Annotated in this window: 18 protein-coding genes; 7 read left to right on the top strand and 11 right to left on the bottom strand. The window is 64.6% G+C overall.

Going from position 1 to position 22058, the window contains the following annotated elements; all coding sequences use genetic code 11:
* Positions 1-110 precede the first annotated feature (110 nt).
* Positions 111-950, bottom strand: coding sequence for a hypothetical protein (locus DEIDE_RS05435; protein WP_012692947.1), 840 nt, complete (start codon positions 948-950; stop codon positions 111-113).
* Positions 951-1125: 175 nt separating this feature from the next.
* Between DEIDE_RS05435 and DEIDE_RS05440 the strand changes: the two genes are divergently transcribed.
* Positions 1126-1740, top strand: coding sequence for a TetR/AcrR family transcriptional regulator (locus DEIDE_RS05440; protein WP_012692948.1), 615 nt, complete (start codon positions 1126-1128; stop codon positions 1738-1740).
* Between the two features lie 69 nt (positions 1741-1809).
* On the opposite strand, the gene DEIDE_RS05445 is transcribed toward DEIDE_RS05440, so the two are convergent.
* The 3 genes from DEIDE_RS05445 to DEIDE_RS05455 all read right to left on the bottom strand — a co-directional run bounded on the left by DEIDE_RS05445 (position 1810) and on the right by DEIDE_RS05455 (position 5925).
* Positions 1810-3192, bottom strand: coding sequence for a sugar ABC transporter permease (locus DEIDE_RS05445; protein ID WP_012692949.1), 1383 nt, complete (start codon positions 3190-3192; stop codon positions 1810-1812).
* A complete protein-coding gene (locus DEIDE_RS05450) occupies positions 3189-4595 on the bottom strand; it encodes an ABC transporter permease subunit (RefSeq protein ID WP_012692950.1) in 1407 nt (468 codons plus the stop codon). The genes DEIDE_RS05445 and DEIDE_RS05450 overlap by 4 nt, the downstream gene beginning before the upstream one ends.
* Before the next feature lie 148 nt (positions 4596-4743).
* Positions 4744-5925, bottom strand: coding sequence for a sugar ABC transporter substrate-binding protein (locus tag DEIDE_RS05455; protein WP_012692951.1), 1182 nt, complete (start codon positions 5923-5925; stop codon positions 4744-4746).
* Between the two features lie 341 nt (positions 5926-6266).
* Between DEIDE_RS05455 and DEIDE_RS05460 the strand changes: the two genes are divergently transcribed.
* Positions 6267-7529 carry an MFS transporter gene (locus DEIDE_RS05460; protein ID WP_012692952.1) on the top strand — a complete coding sequence of 421 codons (1263 nt, stop codon included), beginning with the start codon at positions 6267-6269 and terminating at the stop codon, positions 7527-7529.
* A 68-nt stretch (positions 7530-7597) separates the two neighbouring features.
* A complete protein-coding gene (locus tag DEIDE_RS05465) occupies positions 7598-8860 on the top strand; it encodes an RsmB/NOP family class I SAM-dependent RNA methyltransferase (protein ID WP_012692953.1) in 1263 nt (420 codons plus the stop codon).
* Positions 8861-8936: 76 nt separating this feature from the next.
* Here DEIDE_RS05465 and deoD read toward each other — a convergent pair whose 3' ends face one another.
* From deoD to DEIDE_RS05485, 4 genes are all read right to left on the bottom strand, one after another.
* A complete protein-coding gene (gene deoD, locus DEIDE_RS05470) occupies positions 8937-9644 on the bottom strand; it encodes a purine-nucleoside phosphorylase (protein WP_012692954.1) in 708 nt (235 codons plus the stop codon).
* A gap of 21 nt (positions 9645-9665) precedes the next feature.
* Entirely contained in the window at positions 9666-9896 is a 231-nt protein-coding gene (locus DEIDE_RS05475; RefSeq protein WP_012692955.1) for a hypothetical protein, read from the bottom strand.
* An 86-nt stretch (positions 9897-9982) separates the two neighbouring features.
* Positions 9983-10513, bottom strand: a complete 531-nt coding sequence (locus tag DEIDE_RS05480) for a GNAT family N-acetyltransferase (RefSeq protein WP_012692956.1) — start codon at positions 10511-10513, stop codon at positions 9983-9985.
* Positions 10514-10589: 76 nt separating this feature from the next.
* The gene (locus tag DEIDE_RS05485; RefSeq protein WP_012692957.1) at positions 10590-11672 is read right to left on the bottom strand and encodes an NAD(P)H-dependent flavin oxidoreductase; all 1083 of its coding nucleotides are present in this window, start codon (positions 11670-11672) and stop codon (positions 10590-10592) included.
* Between the two features lie 26 nt (positions 11673-11698).
* On the opposite strand from DEIDE_RS05485, the gene DEIDE_RS05490 reads away from it, so the two are divergent.
* Together DEIDE_RS05490 and DEIDE_RS05495 are read left to right on the top strand one after the other, a co-directional pair.
* A complete protein-coding gene (locus DEIDE_RS05490; RefSeq protein ID WP_012692958.1) occupies positions 11699-12637 on the top strand; it encodes a histone deacetylase family protein in 939 nt (312 codons plus the stop codon).
* 151 nt (positions 12638-12788) lie between these two features.
* Positions 12789-14387: a peptide chain release factor 3 gene (locus DEIDE_RS05495; protein ID WP_012692959.1), complete on the top strand. Its 1599-nt coding sequence runs from the start codon at positions 12789-12791 to the stop codon at positions 14385-14387.
* Between the two features lie 74 nt (positions 14388-14461).
* On the opposite strand, the gene DEIDE_RS19480 is transcribed toward DEIDE_RS05495, so the two are convergent.
* Together DEIDE_RS19480 and DEIDE_RS05500 are read right to left on the bottom strand one after the other, a co-directional pair.
* Positions 14462-14554: a ribonuclease domain-containing protein gene (locus DEIDE_RS19480; protein WP_083764231.1), complete on the bottom strand. Its 93-nt coding sequence runs from the start codon at positions 14552-14554 to the stop codon at positions 14462-14464.
* Between the two features lie 503 nt (positions 14555-15057).
* The gene (locus DEIDE_RS05500) at positions 15058-18807 is read right to left on the bottom strand and encodes a PxKF domain-containing protein (RefSeq protein WP_012692960.1); all 3750 of its coding nucleotides are present in this window, start codon (positions 18805-18807) and stop codon (positions 15058-15060) included.
* Positions 18808-19338: 531 nt separating this feature from the next.
* On the opposite strand from DEIDE_RS05500, the gene DEIDE_RS05505 reads away from it, so the two are divergent.
* Complete coding sequence (locus DEIDE_RS05505) at positions 19339-19809, top strand: C39 family peptidase (protein ID WP_083764232.1); 471 nt, start codon at positions 19339-19341, stop codon at positions 19807-19809.
* Positions 19810-20010: 201 nt separating this feature from the next.
* Here the strand turns inward: DEIDE_RS05505 and DEIDE_RS05510 are convergent, their stop codons facing one another.
* Positions 20011-21141: an aminopeptidase gene (locus DEIDE_RS05510; protein ID WP_012692962.1), complete on the bottom strand. Its 1131-nt coding sequence runs from the start codon at positions 21139-21141 to the stop codon at positions 20011-20013.
* A gap of 41 nt (positions 21142-21182) precedes the next feature.
* Here DEIDE_RS05510 and purU point away from each other — a divergent pair, with 41 nt between their 5' ends.
* Positions 21183-22058 (top strand): formyltetrahydrofolate deformylase, encoded by an 876-nt coding sequence (purU, locus tag DEIDE_RS05515; RefSeq protein ID WP_012692963.1) that lies wholly within the window; start codon positions 21183-21185, stop codon positions 22056-22058.

Here is a 22058-nt window from a genome sequence, read left to right on the forward strand (position 1 = left end):
GTTCGCGTACCGGGTGATCCGCAAGGCCAGCTGAAGATCACATGAGGAGTAACAGGAATGTAAAAACGCGCGCCCATTGGTAGGCGCGCGTCATGGTTAACAGGGTCTGGTTAGAACACGATGGGACGGAGGCCGACGCTTTCAGCCCCGCACGCCACCGTCAGGTTGTTGCCTGCTGGCGTGACCGTGCACCCCAGGGCGCGCAGTCCCGCCAGGGGGAAAATCAGGTTTTTCCCGTCGGTCGCAGGTGCCAGGGGAAGTTCAACGGCGCCGCCCTCGCGCTGTACGGTTTTCTGACCGACCGTCACGGTCAGGGGGCTCTGACCGCTGACGCTGAGACGGAACTTGCCTCCGCCCAGGTTGGAAACATTGACCACGCCCACGAGGTCGCTTCCAAGCACATACGGCTGACCCTTGACCACTCCAGCAGGAGCAGCCACGCGCGCCGCAGACGCAGCAGGCGCCTGCACGCCATCAACGATCAGCAGGGTTTCCGTCGCGGCCAGCTGGCTGAGCAGCACAAATGCTGCGACATTCCCGCCGGCCTTATCGGCAACGAACAGACTGCTGCTCTTGCTGCCTGACTTCCAGTCGCCCACCGCACGGGACCCGAGTTTGGTCTTGACCAGGGGACGGAGAGCCGGCACGCTGCTCTTGGTGTACAGGCACACTGCCTGGGGGCTGAGCTTCAGGACGTCGGGGCAGCGAATAATCTGACCTTTGACCAGCGCGCTGAGTTCCACGGCCACGGAGCTGGCCACGCGCGCAGTTGCCGCCGAGGGGCGCTCAGTGGCGGCGGCAGCACCGGCCGGAGCTGGCGTGGTGACCGCTGGACGTGCCGGGGTGGCCGGCGCAGGGCTTGTGGGCGCGGTCTGAGCAGCAGCGTGCGTAAGGAGACCGGTCGTGAGGAGCAGGGCCACGGCGCGGACGGAGGTTCGGACAAGCGACATATGAGGGCATGCTAAACGCGCAGCATGAGCGGGGACTTTGAAAGCTGACTCACTGGTTGAGGTGCCGAAAGTGAACACTGACCCACGTCCGGTCAGGGCGGCAAGACCTTTCAATGTTAAGTCATCGTGGGCTGCTTCACACCGCTGGATTCGTTCTGACAGTAGGGTCAGCACTGTGTCTGTGCCTGCTCAACGACCCGCCCGCGCCCGCAGCGCTGAGGAAAAATATCAGCGGCGTGAAGATATTCTCCGTGCTGCTGAGCGCCTGTGGACCACGACGCCCTACGCAGAGCTGAGCATGAATCAGGTTGCCCGTGAGGCCCAGCTGGCCAAAGGCACCCTGTACCTGTATTTCGATACCAAGGAAGACCTGTTTCTGGCGCTGCTCAGCGAGCATCTCAGGGCGTGGCTTCACGACCTGACCTCCGAGTTGGACAAAAGCAGCCCCCAGACACCCGACGACGTGGCGGATGTGCTGCTGGCCACCTCAAGGGATCTGGAGCCCTTGCGCCGCCTGCTGGTGCTGTTGGGAACGGTACTTGAACGCAACGCCCGGCCCGAACTTGTGGCCAGTTTCAAACAGGAAATGCAGACCCTGACAGAAGGGGTGGCACAGCGCCTGCCCTTTGCCCCGGAGGTTACGCTGCGTCTGCTGCATCATCTGCATGCACTTTCGATCGGCTGGCAGCAGCTCACCGAGGACGCCTCCCGCTCGGGTGTGGACAACCCGTTTGAAGAGGAATTCCGGCTGGCTCTGCGCGCTGTGGTGCGGGCCGTTGCCCAGAGCTGAGCTCACTCCCTCCTTCAAGACAGAAGGCCACCCGGGTGCGGGGTGGCCTTTCCTGGGCATACGCCCGAACTACTCCTTGACGCCTCCCGCGGTGGCTCCGCCCACGAAGTACTGCTGGAAGCCGTAAAACAGGGCGACGATGGGCAGCGCGCCCAGGGTCGCGGCAGCGGCGAAGACCCCCCACTTGGTCGAAAACTGCCCCTGCGTAAACGACAGCAGCATGATCCCGACCGTCCACTTTTCCACCCCGGTCAGCAGGATGTTGGCCAGGATAAATTCGGCATAGGTTCCGATGAACTGGTTCAGGAAAATAAACACCAGCATCCCTCCGGACAGTGGCAGTACGACGCGAAGGAAGGTCTGCCAGCGGGTGGCGCCGTCAACCATGGCGGCTTCTTCGAGAGACTCGGGGAGGCTCTCGACGTACCCCTTGAAAATCCAGGTGTTGAACGCGATGGCTCCGCCGGAATAGGCCAGGATCAGACCGGTGAAGGTGTTGCTCAGGCCCAGAGTGACCATCAATGTGTAGACCGCCACCAGCGCCAGGAAAACGGGAAACATCTGGATAAAGATGAAGAACAGCAGGGTATGAAAGCGCCCTGGAAAGCGCAGCCGGGCCATGGCGTAGCCGGCGGTGGTGGACAGCAGGATCGCCAGGACCCCGGTAATGCCGGACACCAGCAGGGTGTTGCGCACGGAAAGGATGAACTTGCTTTCGTTGGTGCCACCCTGGAACTGAGCGGGCGTCAGAAAGAACACCAGCACGGCAAGTGAGACGATCAGGAGACGCATCAGCCAGGTCCGGGCCTGCGAAAGTCCCTCGCTGTCGCGTCCCAGGCGGCCCATCAGGGCCAGCAGAAACACGCCGGTCAGCGCAGCGCCCGACAGCCCGGCCAGCAGCAGCTGCCACGCGGGCACCGTAACGCCTTCAAACAGCTGCTGGAAGTTTTCCATGCTCAGCACATCCAGCTTGGGCATCAGACCAGTTTTGTAGAAGATATTGGGGCTGCTGAAATCCGGAAAGGCAAACAGGCTGTTGCGCGGGTCGAAGGCCGCGATCAGCACGTATACCAGCGGGTAGATCGCCACCAGGGTAACCAATATCAGGAACAGATGGGTCAGCTGGTCACCCAGCACCGCGCCGTAACCGATCTTGCGGCCGGTGCGCGCCTGCCCGATGCGCTGGCCGATCAGGCTGGTCAGCGCCAGCACGCCACTGGCCGCCAGCAGGAACAACAGGAAGCGAACCCAGCCACGCTCCACAAAGAAAATCGTGAAGCTTTTGGGGCGCCCCTGCATATTGCGTGCCAGAAAATAGCCCAGGGTCACAAAGCCGCCGATCACTACGGCCAGGACCAGCCAGGGCAGCGCTCGCCGCAGAAGGCTGGGCTCCTGGTGGACATAGCCGCCCGGCGGCAGGTCGTTGGTACCCGTGTGCGGAGTTGCCGTCATTTACGGGCCTCCTCAAAGACACCAGCAGCCTTGAAGTTCACCAGACTGATGGCCAGAGTCAGGAAAAAAATGATCAGGGCGATGGCACTGGCCAGCGCGAAGTTCTGGCCGCCGCTGCTGGCAAAGGCTGTATTGAAGCCCCACGAGAGCAGGATATCGGTGCTTTGTGCAGTGGCCTCTCGGCCTTCCAGAGGCGGACCACCCTGGGTCAGCAGGTAGATGATGCCGAAGTTATTGAAGTTGAACGCGAAGCCTGACAGCAGAATGGGCGTGAAACTCGAGCGCAGCAGCGGCAGGGTGATGCTCTGGATCTGCTGCCAGCGGCTGGCCCCGTCGATGCTGGCAGCCTCGTAGAGGTCCTCGTTGATGGTGCTCAGCGCGCTGATGGTGGCCGTCATCATGTAGGGGAAGCCCAGCCACAGGTTCACCAGCAGCACGCTGATCTTGGCCCACAGTGGGTCTCCGAGCCACGGCACGGCCGCGATGCCCAGCAGGCCCAGACCCTTGTTGACAATCCCGAACTGCTGATTGAGCAGGGCTTTCCACATCTGGACACTGATGACTGCGGGTACGGCCCAGGGCAGAAACAGCAGCGTGCGGTAGATATTCCGTCCCTTGAGACGCTTGTTGAACAGCAGGATACCCAGCACCAGACCGGCCAGGGCGTTGATCACCACCGTGCTGAAGGCGAACACCACGGTCCAGATAAAAACAGGAAGAAGCGCGCGGCTGGCTTTGCCGAAAATCTCCCGGAAATTCGCCAGGCCTACGTATCCGTACCGGTTGATGCGGGTGGCGTTGGCAACCGCCAGGGTCTCGGCGACCGGTGCGGCCAGCGTCACCTCGCGTCCACTGACACTGGCAATCTTGGCCCGCACCGGCACCGAGGCTTCCTCATCGAACAGCACGATGGTGCTGCCGGCGCAACTGGGCTGCGCGCACTTCAGGTACTCTGCAACACTGCTGGCCTGCGGCGTTTCCTGCAGGGTCACCACCCGGCGGTCAGCGCTCAGGGACGCGGCCGTGCGTACAGCCGAGTCGGGGTTGCCGCTGTTGACCGCGTTGTAGTTGGTAAAAGCGTAGTTCACGGTCAGCACGATGGGCAGTACTGTGAAGGCCGCCAGGAACACCAGCGCAGGAAACAGGTAGTACCAGTTGACGATCCAGGGAAACAGACGCGCGACCAGCGGCATCAGCAGCACCAGGGCGCCCAGGGTATAGACCAGCAGCAGGTAGGGGGGAGCCGTGGGGGCCAGACGGGCCGTCAGGCCACTGAGCAGCCAGCCGATCAGGGCGGCAGCGCCCATCAGCACGGCCAGCACCAGGACGGCTGTCAGGACGCCGCGGGCGCCTTCGGGGGGCTGTGTAGGGCGCCGGGCAGGAAAAGGCGTAGGCGAAATCATAGGGTGACAGACCCCTCCTTCTCGACAGGTTGCAACGGTGTGGGCATTTGAAGTTAACTTTCTGGAAATTGCAAGCGCAGCTCAGGCCACACAGGGCCGCACAGAAAGGCGGACGGGGAAATGCCCGTCCGCCTTTCCGGCCTGCACCTTACTTGATGTTGCTGTTGATTTCCTGCACGGCCTTGTCGAGGATCTGGCCGTAGTTCTGCCCTGGCTTCTGGACGCTCTGCGCGATGGCGTTGCTCCAGGGGCCCCACACGGCGCCCATCTGCGGGATGTTTGGCATCGGGGTGCCCATGCTGATGGACTTGCCGAAACCTGCCACCACGGGGTCAGACTTGAGCTTGGTGCGTGCGCTCAGGCTGACGGGGATACGACCGCCAGCTTTGTTGAAGCTGATCTGGGCATCGGAGGTGCTGAGGCTCCTGGCAAACGCACCGGCCGCAGCCTTGTTCTTGCTGTAGGCGTTCATCATGGTGCCCTGCACGCCCACGAAGGGGCTCCACTTGCCGGTAGCGCCGGGAGGAGTCGGGAAGGGCACGATGCCGTAGTCGATTCCGGCCTTCTTGATGTCCCCCATGTCCCATGGCCCGGTCAGGAACATCGCCAGACGGCCGTCAATGAACGCGCTGCGGGCGGCGCCGCCGTCCACGCCTTCAGGCACGAGGTTGTACTTGTAGCGCAGGTCGTTCAGGAACGCACTGGCCTTGTCGGCTCCGGCGTTGGCCAGGCCCACGTCCTTCGGGTTCAGCGTGCCCCCGGTGTTCTTGAACACGTAGCCGCCGTAGGCGCTGATCACGCCGTAGTTCATGTAGGCGTTGCCCAGGTCGGCCAGGAAGCCGAACTTGCCGTTGCCGGTGTTCGCCTGCGCGGTCTTCAGGAACGAAGCCCAGGTGGTGGGGGGGGTCGAAACAAGTTTCTTGTTGTAGACCAGTCCCACGGCTTCTGCGAACATCGGGACCCCGAACAGTTTGCCCTGGTAGGTCATGGCCTGCACAGCCGTGCGGTCCATATCCGTCTTGCTGGTGACGTACTTGTCCATCGGCTCAATGACGCCGGCAGCTGCCAGCTGGCCCAGACGGTCCTGAGGCAGGGTCACCACCAGGTCAGGCCCCTGACCTTTGGGAGCACTCTGGATCAGCTTGTCGGGGATCTGGTCGAAGGGCACGCTGACGACCGTGATCTTGTGGCCGGATTTCTTCTCATAGGCCGCTGCCTGAGACTTGAGCCACGCCAGCTCGGTGGTCCCGAAGTGGGTCCAGACCGTGAGGTTGGCGGCGCTGGCATGGCCCAGCAGGGCGAGAGAAAGAACAGTCAGTGCTTTTTTCATGGAACTCCTTAGGCGCGGATGAACCGCTTCCACAAGTGGGAGAGAAAGACAGAACGCGCAGCCTGCACCTGAGGCGCTGAAACAGCGTGGATTGAAGCAGTGCGGACTCGGTGCCACAGAAATATTAAGGATGCGCGTACAGGAGTATATATAAGCTGCGTCCCGAAGTACAACGCATCCATTACGCGAAGCCGGAAAGGATGCCTTTAAGGTCTGGTGGGGATGGGAACCTCGACCGGCGTTCTCGCAGTGATCCAATGCACCTGAAAGCCTGCACATTCGGGCCTGTCGGGGACAGTTCTCCTGACCGGTCGGTCAGCGGTGAGTGATAGACTGGCTGAATGACCACCCCGCCCGCACCCGGTCCGGACGCGTCAGGCCGCGCTGCCGGACGCACCAAGCTTATTTTGTTCCTGACCATTTTTATTGCCATGCTGGGGCTGAGTGTGCTGTTTCCGATTATCGCGCCGCTGGGGCGTCAGCTGGAGCTGACCGAAACACAGACCGGCTGGTTTGCGACAGCCTACTCACTGATGCAGTTTGTCTTCAGTCCGGTCTGGGGCACCCGCAGCGAGCACAGGGGCCGCAAGCCGATCCTGATCACCGGTCTGGTGGGGTTCTCACTGAGCTTCGGGTTGTTCGGGGTGGTGGCGCAGCTCGGAATAGATGGTGTGCTGGGCGGCTCACTTCTGTTTGGTCTGCTGGTGGCGACCCGCGTGATCGGCGGCATTCTGAGCAGTGCCACGCTGCCCACGGCTCAGGCCATGATGGCGGACCTGAGCAGTGAAAAGGACCGCGCCGCAAGCATGGGCCTGATCGGGGCCGCCTTCGGGCTGGGGGTGGTTTTCGGGCCGGCCCTGGGAGCGCTGCTGAGCACCATCAGCCTGACGGCTCCGGTATTTTTCAGCGCCGCGCTGGGCCTGCTCACCGCCCTGGTGGCGGCCCGCACGCTGCCCGAAACCAGACGTGCCGGCAGTGCACCGGCTCCCAAAGGTGAGCGGCGCGCCCTGCTGACGCGCGGCGCCATTCCCCTGTTCCTGGCAGTCAGCGCGCTGTCCACCCTGGCCAGCGTGGGCCTCGAGCAGACGATTGGCTTTTATGTCCAGGACACCCTGAACCTGACCCCCGCCAAGACGGCGCAGGCGGTAGGGGGCATGCTGGCCCTGTTCGGTCTGGTGGCCGCTCTGGTGCAGGGCGGCGCCATCCGGCCCCTCAGCCGGCGCCTTCCGCCGACCCCGCTGCTGGTGGCCGGACTGCTGGTCATGGCCGCTGGTATGTTTCTGCTGCCGCAGATGCAGAGCTACTGGCCCATCACCCTGGCCCTGGCTGTCGTGGGCGTGGGAAGCGCCATTCTGGGCCCGACCCTGAGTGCGGCGCTGAGCCTCAGCGTGCCTGCTGACCAGCAGGGAACCGTCGCGGGTCTGAACAGCAGCGCCCTGGCACTGGGCCGGATGACAGGTCCACTGATTGCCACCGGGCTGTATCAGACAGTCAGTCACAGCGCCCCTTACATGCTGAGTGGCAGCGTGCTGGTGGCGCTGCTGGTCCTGATGCTGGTGCTGCGTCCCCGGGTGGCACCGGCACAACCCGCTGCCCATCCCTGACGGGCTAACCTTTGGTGGGATTACTCCGCTGGCGCCGGACAGACCCGCCATGCAGGTATGCTGCACCAGTGACCGACACCCGGCCGCGCCGCCCGGCGCCTTACAATCCTGCCCGCGAACTGGCGGTGCGCGTATTGTTGCGCGTGCTGCACGCGGATACCTTTGCCGCTCCTGCACTGGACGCCGCGCTGCACAGTGCCCGTCTGCCGGCCCGTGACTCGGGGCTGGCCACCCATATCGTGTACGGCACTCTGCGCCACCACCTGAGCCTCAGCACAGCCTTGTCTCCGCTGCTGAGTGAAGATACCCACCCTAAGGTCCGGACGCTGCTGCTGGCCGGGGCTTTTGAGAAGCTGTACCTGGGTACCCCCCCGCACGCCGTGGCCAGCGAGTACGTGAATCTGGCCCGGGGCGCCCGGCTGGCCCCGCCGGGGCTCGTCAATGCGGTGTTGCGGCGCATCGCACTGCCACAAGGGGAGGCTGACAGCAGTGAACTGCCCGAGTGGCTGCGTCAGGTCTATCAACAGGCCTACGCTGAGCAGGCTCCGGCCGTGATGGCCGACCTGCTGGAGCCTCAGCCCCTGTGGCTGAGTGTTTCGGAGGCCGGTGCAGCCGCCCTGGAAGCAGAGGGCAGCCGTCTGAAGGGAGAGTTGCAGGGCACCGAACGCGTGGAACTGGCCCGGCCGCTGCGCGAGTCTGAGGCCTACCGTCAGGGTCAGGCCCAACCGATCAACCCGGCCAGCCTCGCCTGTGTGGACGCCCTGGGTGACGTCGAGGGCCTGCGGGTGCTTGATCTGGCAGGCGGCGCCGGCGTGAAGGCCGCCATGCTCGCGGCCCGTGGAGCGCAGGTCACCAGTGTGGAACTGATGGCCCGCAAGCACGACGCGGCCCGCGCCAACCTGAGCCGCCTGGGCCTGAGCGCCGAATTCCTGACCCATGACCTGACCCTGCCTCTGGACGCCCCTGCCGCTCCACGGGTGCTTCTGGACGCTCCATGTACGGGCAGCGGTACCCTGCGCAGCCACCCCGAAATCAAGCTGCGCCTGACCCCGCAGGCCGTTGAGGCCATGGCTGACCTGCAGGCCCGGATGCTGCCCCACGCTGCTGCCCTCGTCGAGCCGGGCGGCACCCTGGTCTACTCGGTGTGCTCGGTGACGCCGCAGGAAGGTCCACAGGTGGTCGCAGAGTTCCTTGCCAACCATCCGGACTTCACGGCGGACGCCGTCCCGGGCCTGGAGGTGCCGCATGTTGCTGCCGGACCCGGAGTGCTGACCCTGCCGCTTGACGGTGTGGACGGCTTCTATATTGCGCGGTTGCAGCGAAAAGCCTGAAGGGTCGGCGAATCCAACGGACAGTAAATGAGGTGACTGGGCATATATCCCAGTCACCTCTTTGCTGCTTTGGCTGTTACAAACCGAGTGCGGCGTCAAGCGCCACTTCGATCATGCCGTTGAAGGTCAGCTGACGCTCCTCGGCGGTGGTGACCTCGTGCGTGACCAGATGGTCGCTGATGGTCAGGATCGTCAGGGCCCGCACGCCGTACTTGGCGGCCAGGGTGTACAGCCCGGCAGCTTCCATCTCGACGGCCAGCACACCGAAGTCGGCCCACCGTTTGAACTCGGTGCGGTCATCGGTGTAGAAGGTATCGCTGCTCATGATGTTCCCGACGTGGGTGGTGAAGCCGCGTTCCTGGGCAATCTGATAGGCGCGCAGCAGAAGCTGGAAGTCCGCGATGGGCGCGAAGGTACGCTCACCGAAACGGATGCGGTTGATGTTGCTGTCAGTGCAGGCCGCCTGCGCCAGGACCAGGTCGCGCACGTGCACGCCCTCCTGGTAGCTGCCGGCAGTGCCCACCCGGATCAGGTTCTTGCAGCCGTAGTCCGTGATCAGTTCATTGACGTAGATCATGCAGCTGGCAATCCCCATGCCGGTGCCCTGCACGCTGACACGCTGGCCCTTGTAGGTGCCGGTGTAGCCGTGCATGCCCCGCACCGTGTTGTGCAGCTGAGCGTCTTCAAGGAAGGTTTCGGCGATGTGCTTGGCGCGCAGGGGATCACCCGGCAGGAGGACGGTTTCGGCAATCTGGCCCTTTTCGGCGTTGAGGTGAATGCTCATCGCCTCTCAGGGTAACAGGCATCAGAGGAATGGCCTGGAAGCCATGCCGGGTTCAGACTGATCTGGCCCCCATTCGGCAGTCAGCCAGCGCGCGTGCGGCATGTCGCTGGACAGAAACTCGCGCTGCACATCCTGCACGTTGTAGGGCACGACCCGGAAGGTGGGAGTCCATCGTGCGCAGGAGCGGTCAAGAATCAGGTATGCGGCGCGCGCCACATTGACCGGCTGGTCTCCCGACTGCTGATAGGGCAATCCTTCGCAAAGACCCCCACTTGCATGGGGCAGAGCAGGTGATGCTTCATACGGAGAGCCAGCGGGCCCCCGTGCTGCCTTAGGAATCACAACTCGCCGTCTGGACGTCTCAGCACATACTGAACCATCGCGACAGGCACGCCCTGGTAGAGCTGCGGTTCAGTCATTCTGCATTCCCGGAAGCCCAGCCGGCGCATCAGGGCGTGCGACCTCTCATTGGGCGCGTGCACTTCCGCCGTGACGGTATGGAGTCCCGTTGCCCAGGCTTGTTCCAGCAGCAGTTTGCAGGCGCGCCGGGACACCCCCTGTCCCCACAAATTCCGCTCGCCCAGCACCACGCCCAGTTCTCCGGAAACCAGTTCCTCAGAGGTACTTTCCTCGGAAGCTGCCTTCAGATTGGCCAGGTCCACATAGCCCACCAGCCGCCCGTCCAGAGTGATATCCCAGCGCCGGAAGTCTGCCTGTTTCGAGGCGATCAGAGCTACCCAATGACGCCGGATCACCCTTGGGGACAACCCGACAGTCCAGTCAGCGGCCTGGCAGAACACCGGATCGGCGGCCCAGCGCACTGCGGCCTCTTCATCGCCTGCCTGGAGTGGGCGCAGTGCAACAGTCACTTGTGAAGACCGGGATCCTGCTGAAGCTGTGGCAGCGGGTGCTTTCCCGGACCTGTCAGGAGAGCGGTGGCCGACCTCATCGACCAGCCGGCGATCCGGGAGTTCCACTGGGGTCCGGAGTCAGGGCTTCAAGCACCTGCGTTGCAGGCCCTTGCCGGGCGAGAGCAAACCCCTCACCGGCCCACAGGCTCAGCACATCCGCCTGTCCGGCCTGCGCGCCGGCGCTGCGCAGTGGCCGGGTCAGGGCATTCTGGTACGGATAGGGGAGGGGATGGGCGACGCGGTCGCTGAATGCGTTGCGCAGGCCACGCGCCGTGCGGCCCGAGAAGGCGCGTGTCAGCACGGTGTCGCCGCCCTGCTGTAGGGCCGCGCGGTAGGGGGGCGACGTTCCGGCTTCGTCGGCCAGCAGGAACGCCGTACCGCATTGCGCCAGGGACGCCCCGGCTGCCAGCGCGTCCCTGACGTGCTCGCGCGTCATCAGGCCCCCGGCGGCAAGCACCGGGAGGCTGACCGCGCCCGCCACCCCGCGGGTCAGTTCCAGGGTGTCGGCCAGGTCGTCGTGCTCCCAGCCTCCCCGGTGGCCCCCGGCCGCGCCTCCCTGCGCCACCACGGCGTCCACCCCGTCTGCTTCCAGCATGCGGGCCTCCTGAACGCTGGTCGCCGTGCCGACGACCAGGACTCCTGCGGCGTGCAGGGCGCGGATGTGCTGCGCCTCCAACCGCCCAAACGCGAAGGAAAACACCGCCGGAGGCTCGGCGAGGACCGCTTCCAGCTGCGCCTCAAAGTCTTCCTGAAGGTGGGCGGGGACGGCAGGCGGGGGAAGCTGCAGCGCCGCGTGAAACGGTTGCAGTTCCGCGCAGGCAGCCTCGATCTGGGCCGCTTCGACTTCAGGCACGGGTTGCGGCGCGAACAGGTTCACCGCGAACGGCCGGATGGTCAGGCGGCGAATAGCCTTCATGGCCCCGGTAATCTGCGCCGGGCTCAGGTAGGCGGCGCCCAGGCTCCCCAGTCCGCCTGCCCCGGAAACGGCCGCTACCAGTTCTGGTGTGCCCACGCCGCCCGCCATGGGCGCCAGCACCACCGGGACCGTCAGCCCCAGCGCACCAAGTGCTCCGGCGTCATGCTCCTGCGAACCGGGTGTGTGTCGCACTGTCGTCATGCCCTACAGCGTAGCCTTGCTGCGGCATGAGCGCGTTTCCTCACCCTTTCCGGGCATTTACCGCGTTTCGCCGCGCTGCGTATACCGCCGGTCCCGCACCCCGCCGTCAGTTTCTGCCCCGCGAGTTTCTGGAGCTGCTGCTTTCAGGAGCTCAGGCCCGGCTGCCGCTGTGTGACGCGCCGGACCTGCCGTGGGCCCTGGCCGAGGCGGTGCATGACCCTGAGTATCTGCGCCGCTGGCGTCAGGGGGAAGTGACCCGCTCCGAGGAACGTGCCCTGGGCTTCGCCTGGACCCCGGCGGTGGTGCAGCGTGGCCTGGGCAGCAGCGGCGCCACCCTGGCCGCCACCCGTGACGCCCTGCAACGGGGCCTGGGAATCAACCTGGGCGGCGGCACCCACCACGCCTTTGCAGACCGCGCCGAGGGCTTTTCCTTCCTGAACGATGTGGTCATCAGTGCCCGCTGGCTGCTGGACGCCGGATACGCGCGGCGCATTCTGGTGCTTGACCTGGACGTGCACCAGGGCAACGGCACGGCCAGCATGTTGCGCGCCGAGCCCCGCGTATTGACCGTCAGCGTGCACGCCCAGAGCAACTACCCTTTTCGCAAGGAACGCAGCGGACTGGATGTGGGCCTGCCGGACGGCACCGGCGACCAGGCCTATCTGCAGGCGCTGGAGACCCAGGTGGCGCCGGTGGTCACGGCGTTCCGGCCGGATTTCCTGTTCTACCTCGCGGGGGCCGACGTGCTTGCCGGAGACCAGCTGGGGCGACTGGCCCTGAGCCCCGAAGGCGTGCGCGCGCGCGACCACCGGGTGCTGCTGTGGGCCGCCCGCGCCGGTCTGCCGACCACAGTGGTCATGGCCGGAGGCTACAACCGTGATCCCCAGACGCTGATCGATGTGCGCCTTGGAACGCTGGACGCAGCGCTGAACGCCTTCAGCCGTTTCCCTCAGTGCCAGCCCTGAAGGCGTCCGCCGCACGGTAGGGAGTTGGCAGCACGCGCTATCATGACGCCATGACTGTTCTCCTCACGCCCCCCTAGCGCGAGTCGAGAACCGTGTTGTTCCCGGAAATCCAGTAATCACCGGGCCGCAGAACCGGCCCGCAGGAGAGTTCATGAGCACCCCCGACACCAACCCGGCTGCCCTGCCCGGCGAGATCGCCCGGCGCCGCACCTTTGCCATCATTTCCCACCCGGATGCCGGGAAAACCACCATCACCGAAAAGCTGCTGCTGTACGGAGGCGCCATTCAGGAAGCCGGATCGGTGACGGCCAAGGAAGGACGCAGCCACACCAAGTCCGACTGGATGAGCATCGAGCAGCAGCGCGGAATTTCGATTTCCAGCAGCGCGCTGACCTTCGAGTACGCCGGACGGCACATCAACCTGCTCGATACCCCCGGACACCAGGATTTCAGCGAGGACACCTACCGCACCCTGACGGCCGCCGACAGCGCCCTGATGGTGCTCGACGCCGCCCGTGGCGTGCAGGCCCAGACCGAGAAGCTGTTCGCGGTGTGCCGCAATCGCGGCATTCCCATCCTGACCTTTGTCAACAAGATGGACCGTCCGGCCCAGGACCCGTTCGAGCTGATTGCGCAGGTCGAAGAAACCCTGAAAATCACGGCAGTACCTCTGACCTGGCCCATCGGGGACGGACCTGATTTCAAGGGCGTGTACGACCTGCAGACGGGTCAGGTGCTGGCCTTCGAGCGCACCTCCGGCGGCAAGCACCGCGCGCCCATGCAGACCGCAGGCCTGAACGACCCCCGGCTGATCGAACTGGTCGGCGCGGATCTTGCTGCCAAACTGCAGGAAGATGTCGAGCTGATTCAGGGCGCCATGGCCGAGTTCGACGCCGAGGCGTTCCTGAACGGCGAACTCACCCCGGTCTTCTTCGGCTCCGCCATGAACAACTTCGGGATCGAGCACTTCCTGAGCAACTTCGTGGACCTCGCCCCACCCCCCGGCCCAGTCGAAACCAACCTGGGAGAACGTGCCCCCGAAGCTCCCTTTGCAGGTTTCATCTTCAAGCTGCAGGCGAACATGAGCAAGCAGCACCGCGACCGCACCGCGTACATGCGCGTCATGAGCGGCCACTTCGAACGCGGCATGGACGTCACCCACACCCGCACCGGCCGCAAACTCCGCCTGTCCCAAGCCCACACGCTGTTCGCCCAGGACCGCGAGAAGGTGGAGGAAGCCTACCCCGGCGACATCGTGGGTCTGGTCAACCCGGGCGTATTCCAGATTGGTGACGTCATCAGCGTGGACGGCAAGGTCACCCTGCCCAGCTTCCCGCGCTTCACGCCCGAAACCTTCGCCACCATTTCCCTGCGCGACGTGGGCAAACGCAAGGCGTTCATGAAAGGACTGACCCAGCTGGCCGAGGAAGGCGTCGTGCAGGTCTTTTACCCCACGGATGGAGCGCGTGACCCGTACCTGGGCGCCGTCGGACCGTTGCAGTTCGAGGTGTTCCAGGCCCGACTGGCCGAGGAATACGGCGTGGATGTGGAAATGAACGTCACCAGCTATCAGCTGGTGCGCTGGCTGGCCGGTGACCCCAGCAATGTGGCCCGCTTTGCCCGCCACGTGGAAGACGACCAGGGACGCCCGGTAATGCTGTTCCGCAGCAAGTACGACCTGGAATACACCGCTGAGCAGCACCCCGAGATCGAGTTCCTGCCGCTGCCTAAGGATTTAACGCGGGTGTGAGGGCATGAGGGAAGGGCGGGTTTCCCGGACTTTTTCGATGATGCAACGGTTATGGCGGCCCTGCAGTTGCCGGCTCAGCACACGATCCGCCGTGTTCCCCAGTCGCGCTTGCTGGGGGTCCTGATGGTGTACTCGCGGTAGTGGCCTCGCTGTCGGGCAGGCGGCAAGCCCTCACGGTTGCCGAAGGTGCTGCCGTCCTTCGCGTAGGAGGGGCCCCTGGGTGATCAACTGCAGGGTGTCCTGCCCTTCGCGCTAGCGATGGGACGCGAGCCTCCTGGGGCCGCGATGATTCCTTGCGTATTCAGGACGTGGCCGGCCGGGTCGCGGCAGGCGGCCGACGGGGTCAGGCCAACCAGCTGCAGCCGGGTGATCAGGGCCGCGAAGGCCGGATCCGCGCCCGGCAGCGCGGGCGCGGCGGCCAGTCAGTAGACCGGCAGCGTCTCGGCGCGCCCGGGGAGCGCGCCGGTACCGCTGAGCACCTGCTGTGCTGCCCGCCGGGGGCCAGCGCCGTCTCATGGAGTCCTCCGGGAGTGAGGAGATCAGAAGAGGGGATAGCTTTGCTTTTGCTCTGCTCCGGGTGTCTCTGGCGGCGGTCTACCGAGGCTGGCATCACTTCGCCAACAAGAAGAAGGCCCGGTCAGATTGACCGGGCCTCTTTGGGAGTGAAGGTTCAGGGCTTGACGTTGAAGGCGCCCCGGGCGATGAGGACTCCGTTGTACCGGACCTCGTAGGTGTATTCACCGGCGGCAAAGCCCTTGGTGCTGAGGTTGTGGATGTAGTGGTTGGACGCGGCGTCGTAGCGCCAGTCGGCGGTGCTTGCCAGGGTGACGTCGGTAATCTCGTAGGACTTGTCGGTGATGGACAGCGCTTTGAAGCCCCGGCTGATGGTCAGTTCCTTGGCCAGCCCCACGGCAGGGCCGGTGGCGAGTTGAGGGGCCGTGAACTTCAGGGGCACGGTCGATCCGGACTTGGCCAGGCTCAGGTCACTGGGGTCACTCTTGAGCGGCGAGAGGAAGTTGTGGGTGCCGCTCCAGATGTTGCCGATGTAAACCCGGACTTTCTGCTCGAACTTGCTGGTATTGCCCGCCAGATCCTCCACTGTGCAGGAGACGCTGTTGGTCTCGGTGGACAAGTTATTGATCGCGAGGTTTGTGGGGTTGCAAGTGATCGCGCCTGATCCTGCCAGACCGGATCCACCGCTGTCAGTCGCGCTCAGGAGGGGGAGCAGTGGGATTGCCGTGAAGCTACTGGCGTGGATGGACGTGGGCAGCTTCGATCCGTCGATGACCGGCGCGATCTTGTCGATGTTGATGGCTTCGACCGTAACCTTGCCGGAGTTGCCAGCCTTGTCGGTGGCCGTGTGGAGCTGGCTCGCGGCGCTGCTGGTCAAGGTGGTGTCAGCCGGGCAGGTGTTGACGCCAGAAGCAGCATCGGTGCAGGTGTAGTCGATGATGACGTCACTGGTGTACCAGCCGTTCTTGCCGGTCGTCCCCCTCAGGACGTAGCTGATCGCGGGCGCGGTCTTGTCGAGCTGGATGGTGAAGGGCGTGATAGAGGCGCTGTGCCCGGCCTGGTCGGTGACGCTGCCGGTGATCTCAGTGGGGCCGTCGGCGCTGACCGTGATGGCCTTCGGGCAGGAGGCCACGCCCGAGACGCTGTCGGCGCAGGTGAAAGTGACGGTCACGTCGCTGGTGTACCAGCCGCTCGCAGGCACTGGGCTGCTCAGGGTGTAGTCGATGGTCGGCTTGCTGGTGTCGATCTTGAGGCCGTTCAGCGTGGCCGTCTCGTTGTTGCCGGCGTTGTCGGTGGCGGTGCCGGTGGCGCTCTGGTCGGCGCCTTCGGTGAGCTTCTGGCTGGCGCTGCAGCTCTTCAGACCCGAGAGCGCGTCGGCGCACTGGAAGCTGACGGTCACGTCGGCGGTGTACCAGCCTTTGTCATTGGCTCGGCTGTCGGTGCTGCCGCTGATGGTGGGCTTGGCGGTATCGATCAGTGCATTGACGGTGCGCACGGCCGTGTTGCCTGCTTTGTCCTTGACTGTCCGGCTGACCGTGGTCGGGACGGGGTTGCCGTTCACCCGGGTGGAATCGGCGGTGGCCGTCAGGGAGAAGCTGGCATCGGTGCTGGTCTCCAGGCCGGAGGTGTCGTCGTTGGCCGTGAAGGAGACCGACAGGGGCGTCTTGCGCCAGATGGTGTCGTTCACGTCTGCGCCGCTGATCTCGGGCGCGGTCTTGTCGATGCTGATGCTGCCTACCGTGGCGGTGGCCGAGTTGCCGGCGTTGTCGGTGGCGGTGCCGGTGACGCTCTGGTCAGCACCTTCGGTGGTCACGGTCTTGTTGCCCAGGCAGCTTCCCATGCCGGAGCGGGCGTCGGTGCAGGTGAAGCTGACGGCCACATTGTCGTTGTTCCAGCCCTGGGCGTTGGCTGCCGGGGTGCGGCTGCCGGTGATGGTCGGGGCGGTGCGGTCGATCTTCACGGTCTCGCTGTCGCTGCCGGTATTTCCAGCCGCGTCGGTGCAGCTTCCCGAGACCGTTACGCCCGCGCTGCCTGTCTCGTCGCTGAGGGTCTGCTTGGCGCTGCAGTTCACGCCGCCGCTGCCGCTCGCGGTGTCGGTCCCGGTGGTGGTGACCTCCACGGCGCTGCGGTACCAGTCGTTCAGCCCGGCTGTGCCGGCCAGTGCCAGGGCCACCATCGGCGCGGTCTTGTCGATGCTGATGCCGGTGACGGTCGTGGTGGCCCGGTTCCCCGCCTGGTCGGTGACGGTGCCGGTGACGCTCTGGTTGGCGCCTTCGGTGCTTACGGTCTGGCTGGTCGTGCAGCTCGCCACGTCGGACCGGGTGCCGTCGCAGCTGAAGCTGACGGTCACATTGGCGTTGTTCCAGCCGGAGGGCGGGGCGAGGGGGGAGCGGCTGCCGGTGATGGTCGGAGCGGTGCGGTCGATCAGCGCCGAGAAGGTCCGGACGGCGCTGTTTCCGGCGGCGTCGGTGACCGTCTGACTCACGAGCGTCGGCGCCGTGGCGCTTTCTGATTCCGCGGTGGCGGTGAGCGTGAAGCTGGCCAGCCTTGCGTCGGCCAGGCCAGACAGAGGGTCAGAAGCAGTGAACGGGTCCGAGCTCACGCTGGCGCTGTTCGTCCAGGTCGTGACACTGGTGTCACTGCCGCTGATGACGGGGCTGGTCCGGTCGATTTTGGCGGAGAAGGTCCGGATGGTGGCGTTGCCCGCCTTGTCGGTGATGGTCCTGGACACGGTCGTGGGGACCACGGTAGTCCCGGACAGGGTGGACTCATCCTTGGCGGTCAGGGTAAAGCTCGAGGGAGTGCCGTCGACCAGGCCAGAGCCGGTCTCAGTGATCGTGAAGGTGGGCGAGACCACGTCGGCCTTGTGCCAGGCGGGGTCCGTGACATCGCTGCCGCTGACGCTGGGGGCGGTCTTGTCGATCAGGGCGGACACGGTCCGGGTGGCCACGTTGCCGGCGGCATCTCTGACGGTCTTGCTGACCACGGTCGGCTGGGTAGCGCTCGCGGACTCGCTCGAAGCCACCAGGGTAAAGCTGTCATCCGTGCTGGTGGCCAGGCCGGAAGTAGGGTCACTGGCCGTAAAGGCGGCCGACAGATTCGTCTTGCGCCAGGTGGTGTTGACGATATTGGCGTCGCTGATGACCGGGGCCGTGGCGTCGCGCTTAATAAACACGGACCTGGTGCTGGTCCCGCCGGCGCTGGTGGCCGAGCAGGTCACCGTGGTGCCGTTGGTGTCGGTCTCGATCAGGGGGGTGGGACATTCGCGCGTGGTAATGGCGCTTTGCCCGTCGGTCACGCTCCAGACCACCTGGACATCCGAGGTGTACCAGTCATTGAGGCCTTGGGTCCCAGTGACGGTGGGCACAATCACGGGCGGGCTGGTGTCCGTGCCACTAGGAATGATGATCTCAACAATGAACGAGGTAGGCGTGTTCGTGCTGCCTGCATGCCCGCCTGTCGCCGTGGCCGTCAGGGTGACCTCCCCAGCGGTTGCGCCAGAGGCCACGGTATAGGGAATGGTGACGGGATTCGCCGTTCCGCATCCAGTGATCTCAACGGTTGGGGGATTCGGAATCTTGCTGACGTCACTGGAGGTCAGGGTGAGCGTCCCCTTCTGGCCGTTGTTGAAGTTGCAGTTGTTCTGATTGTCGTTGCTGGTCTCGGCCATGTAAAAAGAGGGGTTCCCCGTCTGGCCTGGGGTCCTGGATATCCTGCCGCCCGAGACGACATGGTTGGTCACGTTCACGAGCGTCACAGTGTCCAGGCGCCTCAGGACCGGGCTGCTGGCTGCCGCCTCAGGCGTGCTGGCCTTAGCTTCAGGTGCTGGGGCGGAGGATGGAGTGTCCGACTGGGAACACGCTGCCAGGGTGAGAGCCAAAAATAGACCGCCGAGAGTTCGTTTCATAACGCCTCCTGGGGTCGGTCTCACCACTGCTCCAGCCGTCCCAGGTGACCGGGTTAAAAGACGGCGTTCATAGCTCCCCTTTAGTTTCAATCACCTTAGCCTCATTGAGGTTTGGTTAAAAGGCGATCAGGTTCCGGTCGTAGGTTAATGAACGTTAAGGACCTGGGGGGGGGTATAGGAGAACTTTATGGATTTCTCGTGTGGTACGCCCTGTATAGTTTTTCACTTAAACTCAACTTGTATAGACAGATTTTGCGCTGTTTTCAACACCGTTATGGGCAACTGATACTCATTAAATTTCCTTTGTTACAGGACATTTAATGGCTATTGGGAAAACCTCAGCCACTCCCTTTGACACGGATCCGCGTAGATCACTGTGTTCTATCTCGCAAACGGGTGGGGGGCCAGGTCATGTTCCTGTGTTGACCTATAAGTCATTCTGATCAGGTGCGTGTTTTCGTTCTCCTTATTTTTCTCATACTTGGGACGGCTCATGCCGCGGCCCCGGTACCGGGGTATGTGCTTTCCGGCATGTCTTTGGTTCGGCAGACCTACAACGCGTGTGGGCCGGCCAGCATCACGCAGGTGCTGGCTTATTTCGGCCTGAAGATGAACATGGCGGACGTGAGCCGCCGCACCCGACCGTCTGAAACCTCGTACATGACTGCTGAGGCCATTGTCAGATTTGCCCCCCAGGTGGGAATGGAAGCGCGGCTGTTCACGAATGGCTCGCTATCCATCGTGAAGTCTGCCATCAAGAGTGGCCTGCCGATCATCGCCCTGCAGTCGCATATCACGGATGCTGGTAAGGTCATTCCTCACTGGCGCGTGGTGGTCGGCTACAACGATCCCACCGGGCAGGTGTACCTGATGGACCCGCTGCTGGGGTACGTCAGCATGGGCTACGCCGACTTCGCTCGTGTCTGGGCTGACCAGCGCGGGCAGTTCGCGGTGCTGTATCCACCTCAGCTGGCGGCCACTGTGCGGAAAGTGGTGGGGTAGGGGTTTACAGGGCAGATTGCACGTAGGCACCAGCAGCCTGAGTTCCGGCTGCTGGTGCCCATAGTTTTGCAGCCTGTCCTCTCGATCTTTGTTCTGGGAAAAATGGACTGAAAGAGGCGCGCCGGATACTGAACCCTGGCAGAGTCTGAGGGCAGACTGCACTGGGTATTCCAGGCGCCGTCAGTACCTGCTCCCCAACCCTTAAATCAGGAAGATTCCATTCTCCTGCACCACTTCGCCGTCCAGGCTCAAGCGCCCGCCCTGGCGCAGGTCCGTTATCAGGTCCCAGTGGATGGCGCTTGCGTTCAGGCCGCCGGTTTCTGGGTAGCTTTTGCCCAGTGCCAGGTGTACGGTGCCGCCGATCTTCTCGTCGAACAGGATGTTCCCGGTGGGAATCTGAATGCCGCTGTTGGTGCCGATGCCCAGCTCACCCAGCCGTCGGGCGCCAGCATCGGTCGCCAGGGCGGCGCGCAGCACGTCCTCGCCTTCCTCCGCGCTGGCTTCGATAACCTCGCCCGCGCGGAAGACCAGCCGGGCGCCCCGGACCATCTGGCCCTGGTACGCCGCCGGAATGGTAAAGGTCACAACGCCCTCGGCGCTGTCCTCCAGCGGCCCGGTAAACACCTCGCCGCTGGGCATGTTGCGTCTGCCGTCGCTGTTGGCCCAGGTCCGGCCGCCCACGCGCAGGGTCAGATCGGTGCCGGGGGCCTCGATCCGCACCACGTCAGCGCGGGTCAGCCGGTCGATAATCCGGGCCTGCATCTGCCGCACCTCGCCCCAGGCCGCGACCGGGTCAGCGCGGTCCAGGAACATGGCGCGCATCACGAAATCACCGAAGGCTTCGTGGCCCATGTTGGCCTGCGCTGCGGCGTGCAGGGTGGGGAACAGGGTCAGGCTCCATTTTTTCCGGGCGCGGGCGGCCGCAACCGGCGCGCGCGAGGCCATCAGGCGGGCGCGCCGCGCGGCGTCTCCAGGCTGGCCGGGCTCCGGGGTCAGCACCCGGAGGCTGCCGTCCAGCGCTTCCACGTCCGCCACGTCAGCGGCGTGTACGGCGTCCAGCACGGCGTCGGAGGCCAGTTCAGCAAAGTCGTCATCCTGCCCCGGATAGTCCACGCGCACCACTGGCCGGGCACCGCGAGACAGCAGCGCGCGGGTGACCTCGCGGATCAGCGGCGTGGCGGCCTGGCCGCCGGCCACCAGCAGGCGCTCGCCAGGGGCGGCCATCAGGCAGTAGTCGGCCAGCAGTGCGGCGTGGCGCACCGGATCGTAGGGCAGGAGAAGGGAAAAGGCGGACTCGTCCGTATTGGTCTGCACGTTGTTCGTCTGCACCATGGGAGGCTAGCACCCAGGGGCGGGCAGTATTCTCGCCGGGTATGACGGCTGTTCCTGACGTTCCCAACACCGCGACCCTGACCATCACCTGCCCCGACCGGCAGGGGATCGTGGCTGCCGTATCGCAGTTCCTGCATAACCACGGCGCGAACATCATCCACAGCGACCAGCACAGTACCGACCCCGAGGGTGGGACCTTTTTCATGCGCATGGAGTTTCACCTGGAGGGTCTGGCGCAGGCACGCGACTCCTTCGAGCGGGCCTTTGCGGGGGTGGTGGCCGAGCCGCTGAACATGGCGTGGCAGGTCAGCTACGCCACCCGGCCCAAACGCATGGCGGTGCTGGTCAGCCGCTATGACCATTGCTTCCTGGACCTGCTGTGGCGCAAACGGCGCGGCGAACTGAACGTGGAGATTCCGCTGGTGATCAGCAACCACGAGGACCTGCGCCGCGACGCGGAGATGTTCGGCATACCGTTTCATCTCGTGCCGGTTACCCGCGACAACAAGGCCGAAGCGGAAGCCGAGCAGATCCGCCTGATGCACGAGGCGGGCGTGGACTTTGCTGTCCTGGCCCGCTACATGCAGATTCTGTCGGGGGAGTTCCTGCAGGCTTTTGGCCGCCCGGTGATCAACATTCACCACAGCTTCCTGCCGGCGTTCGTGGGCGCCAATCCGTACCGCGCTGCCTTTAACCGCGGCGTGAAGCTGATCGGCGCGACCAGCCATTACGTGACCGAGGAACTCGACGCTGGCCCGATCATCGCGCAGGACGTGGTCCCAGTTACGCACCGCGAAACACCCGACACGCTGATGCGCCTGGGCCGTGACGTCGAGCGGCAGGTGCTCGCCCGCGCCGTCAAGGCCCACGCGGAGGACCGTGTGCTGGTATACGGCAACAAGACCGTGGTGTTCTGA

It is taken from the genome of Deinococcus deserti VCD115, assembly GCF_000020685.1.
Classification (GTDB): domain Bacteria; phylum Deinococcota; class Deinococci; order Deinococcales; family Deinococcaceae; genus Deinococcus; species Deinococcus deserti.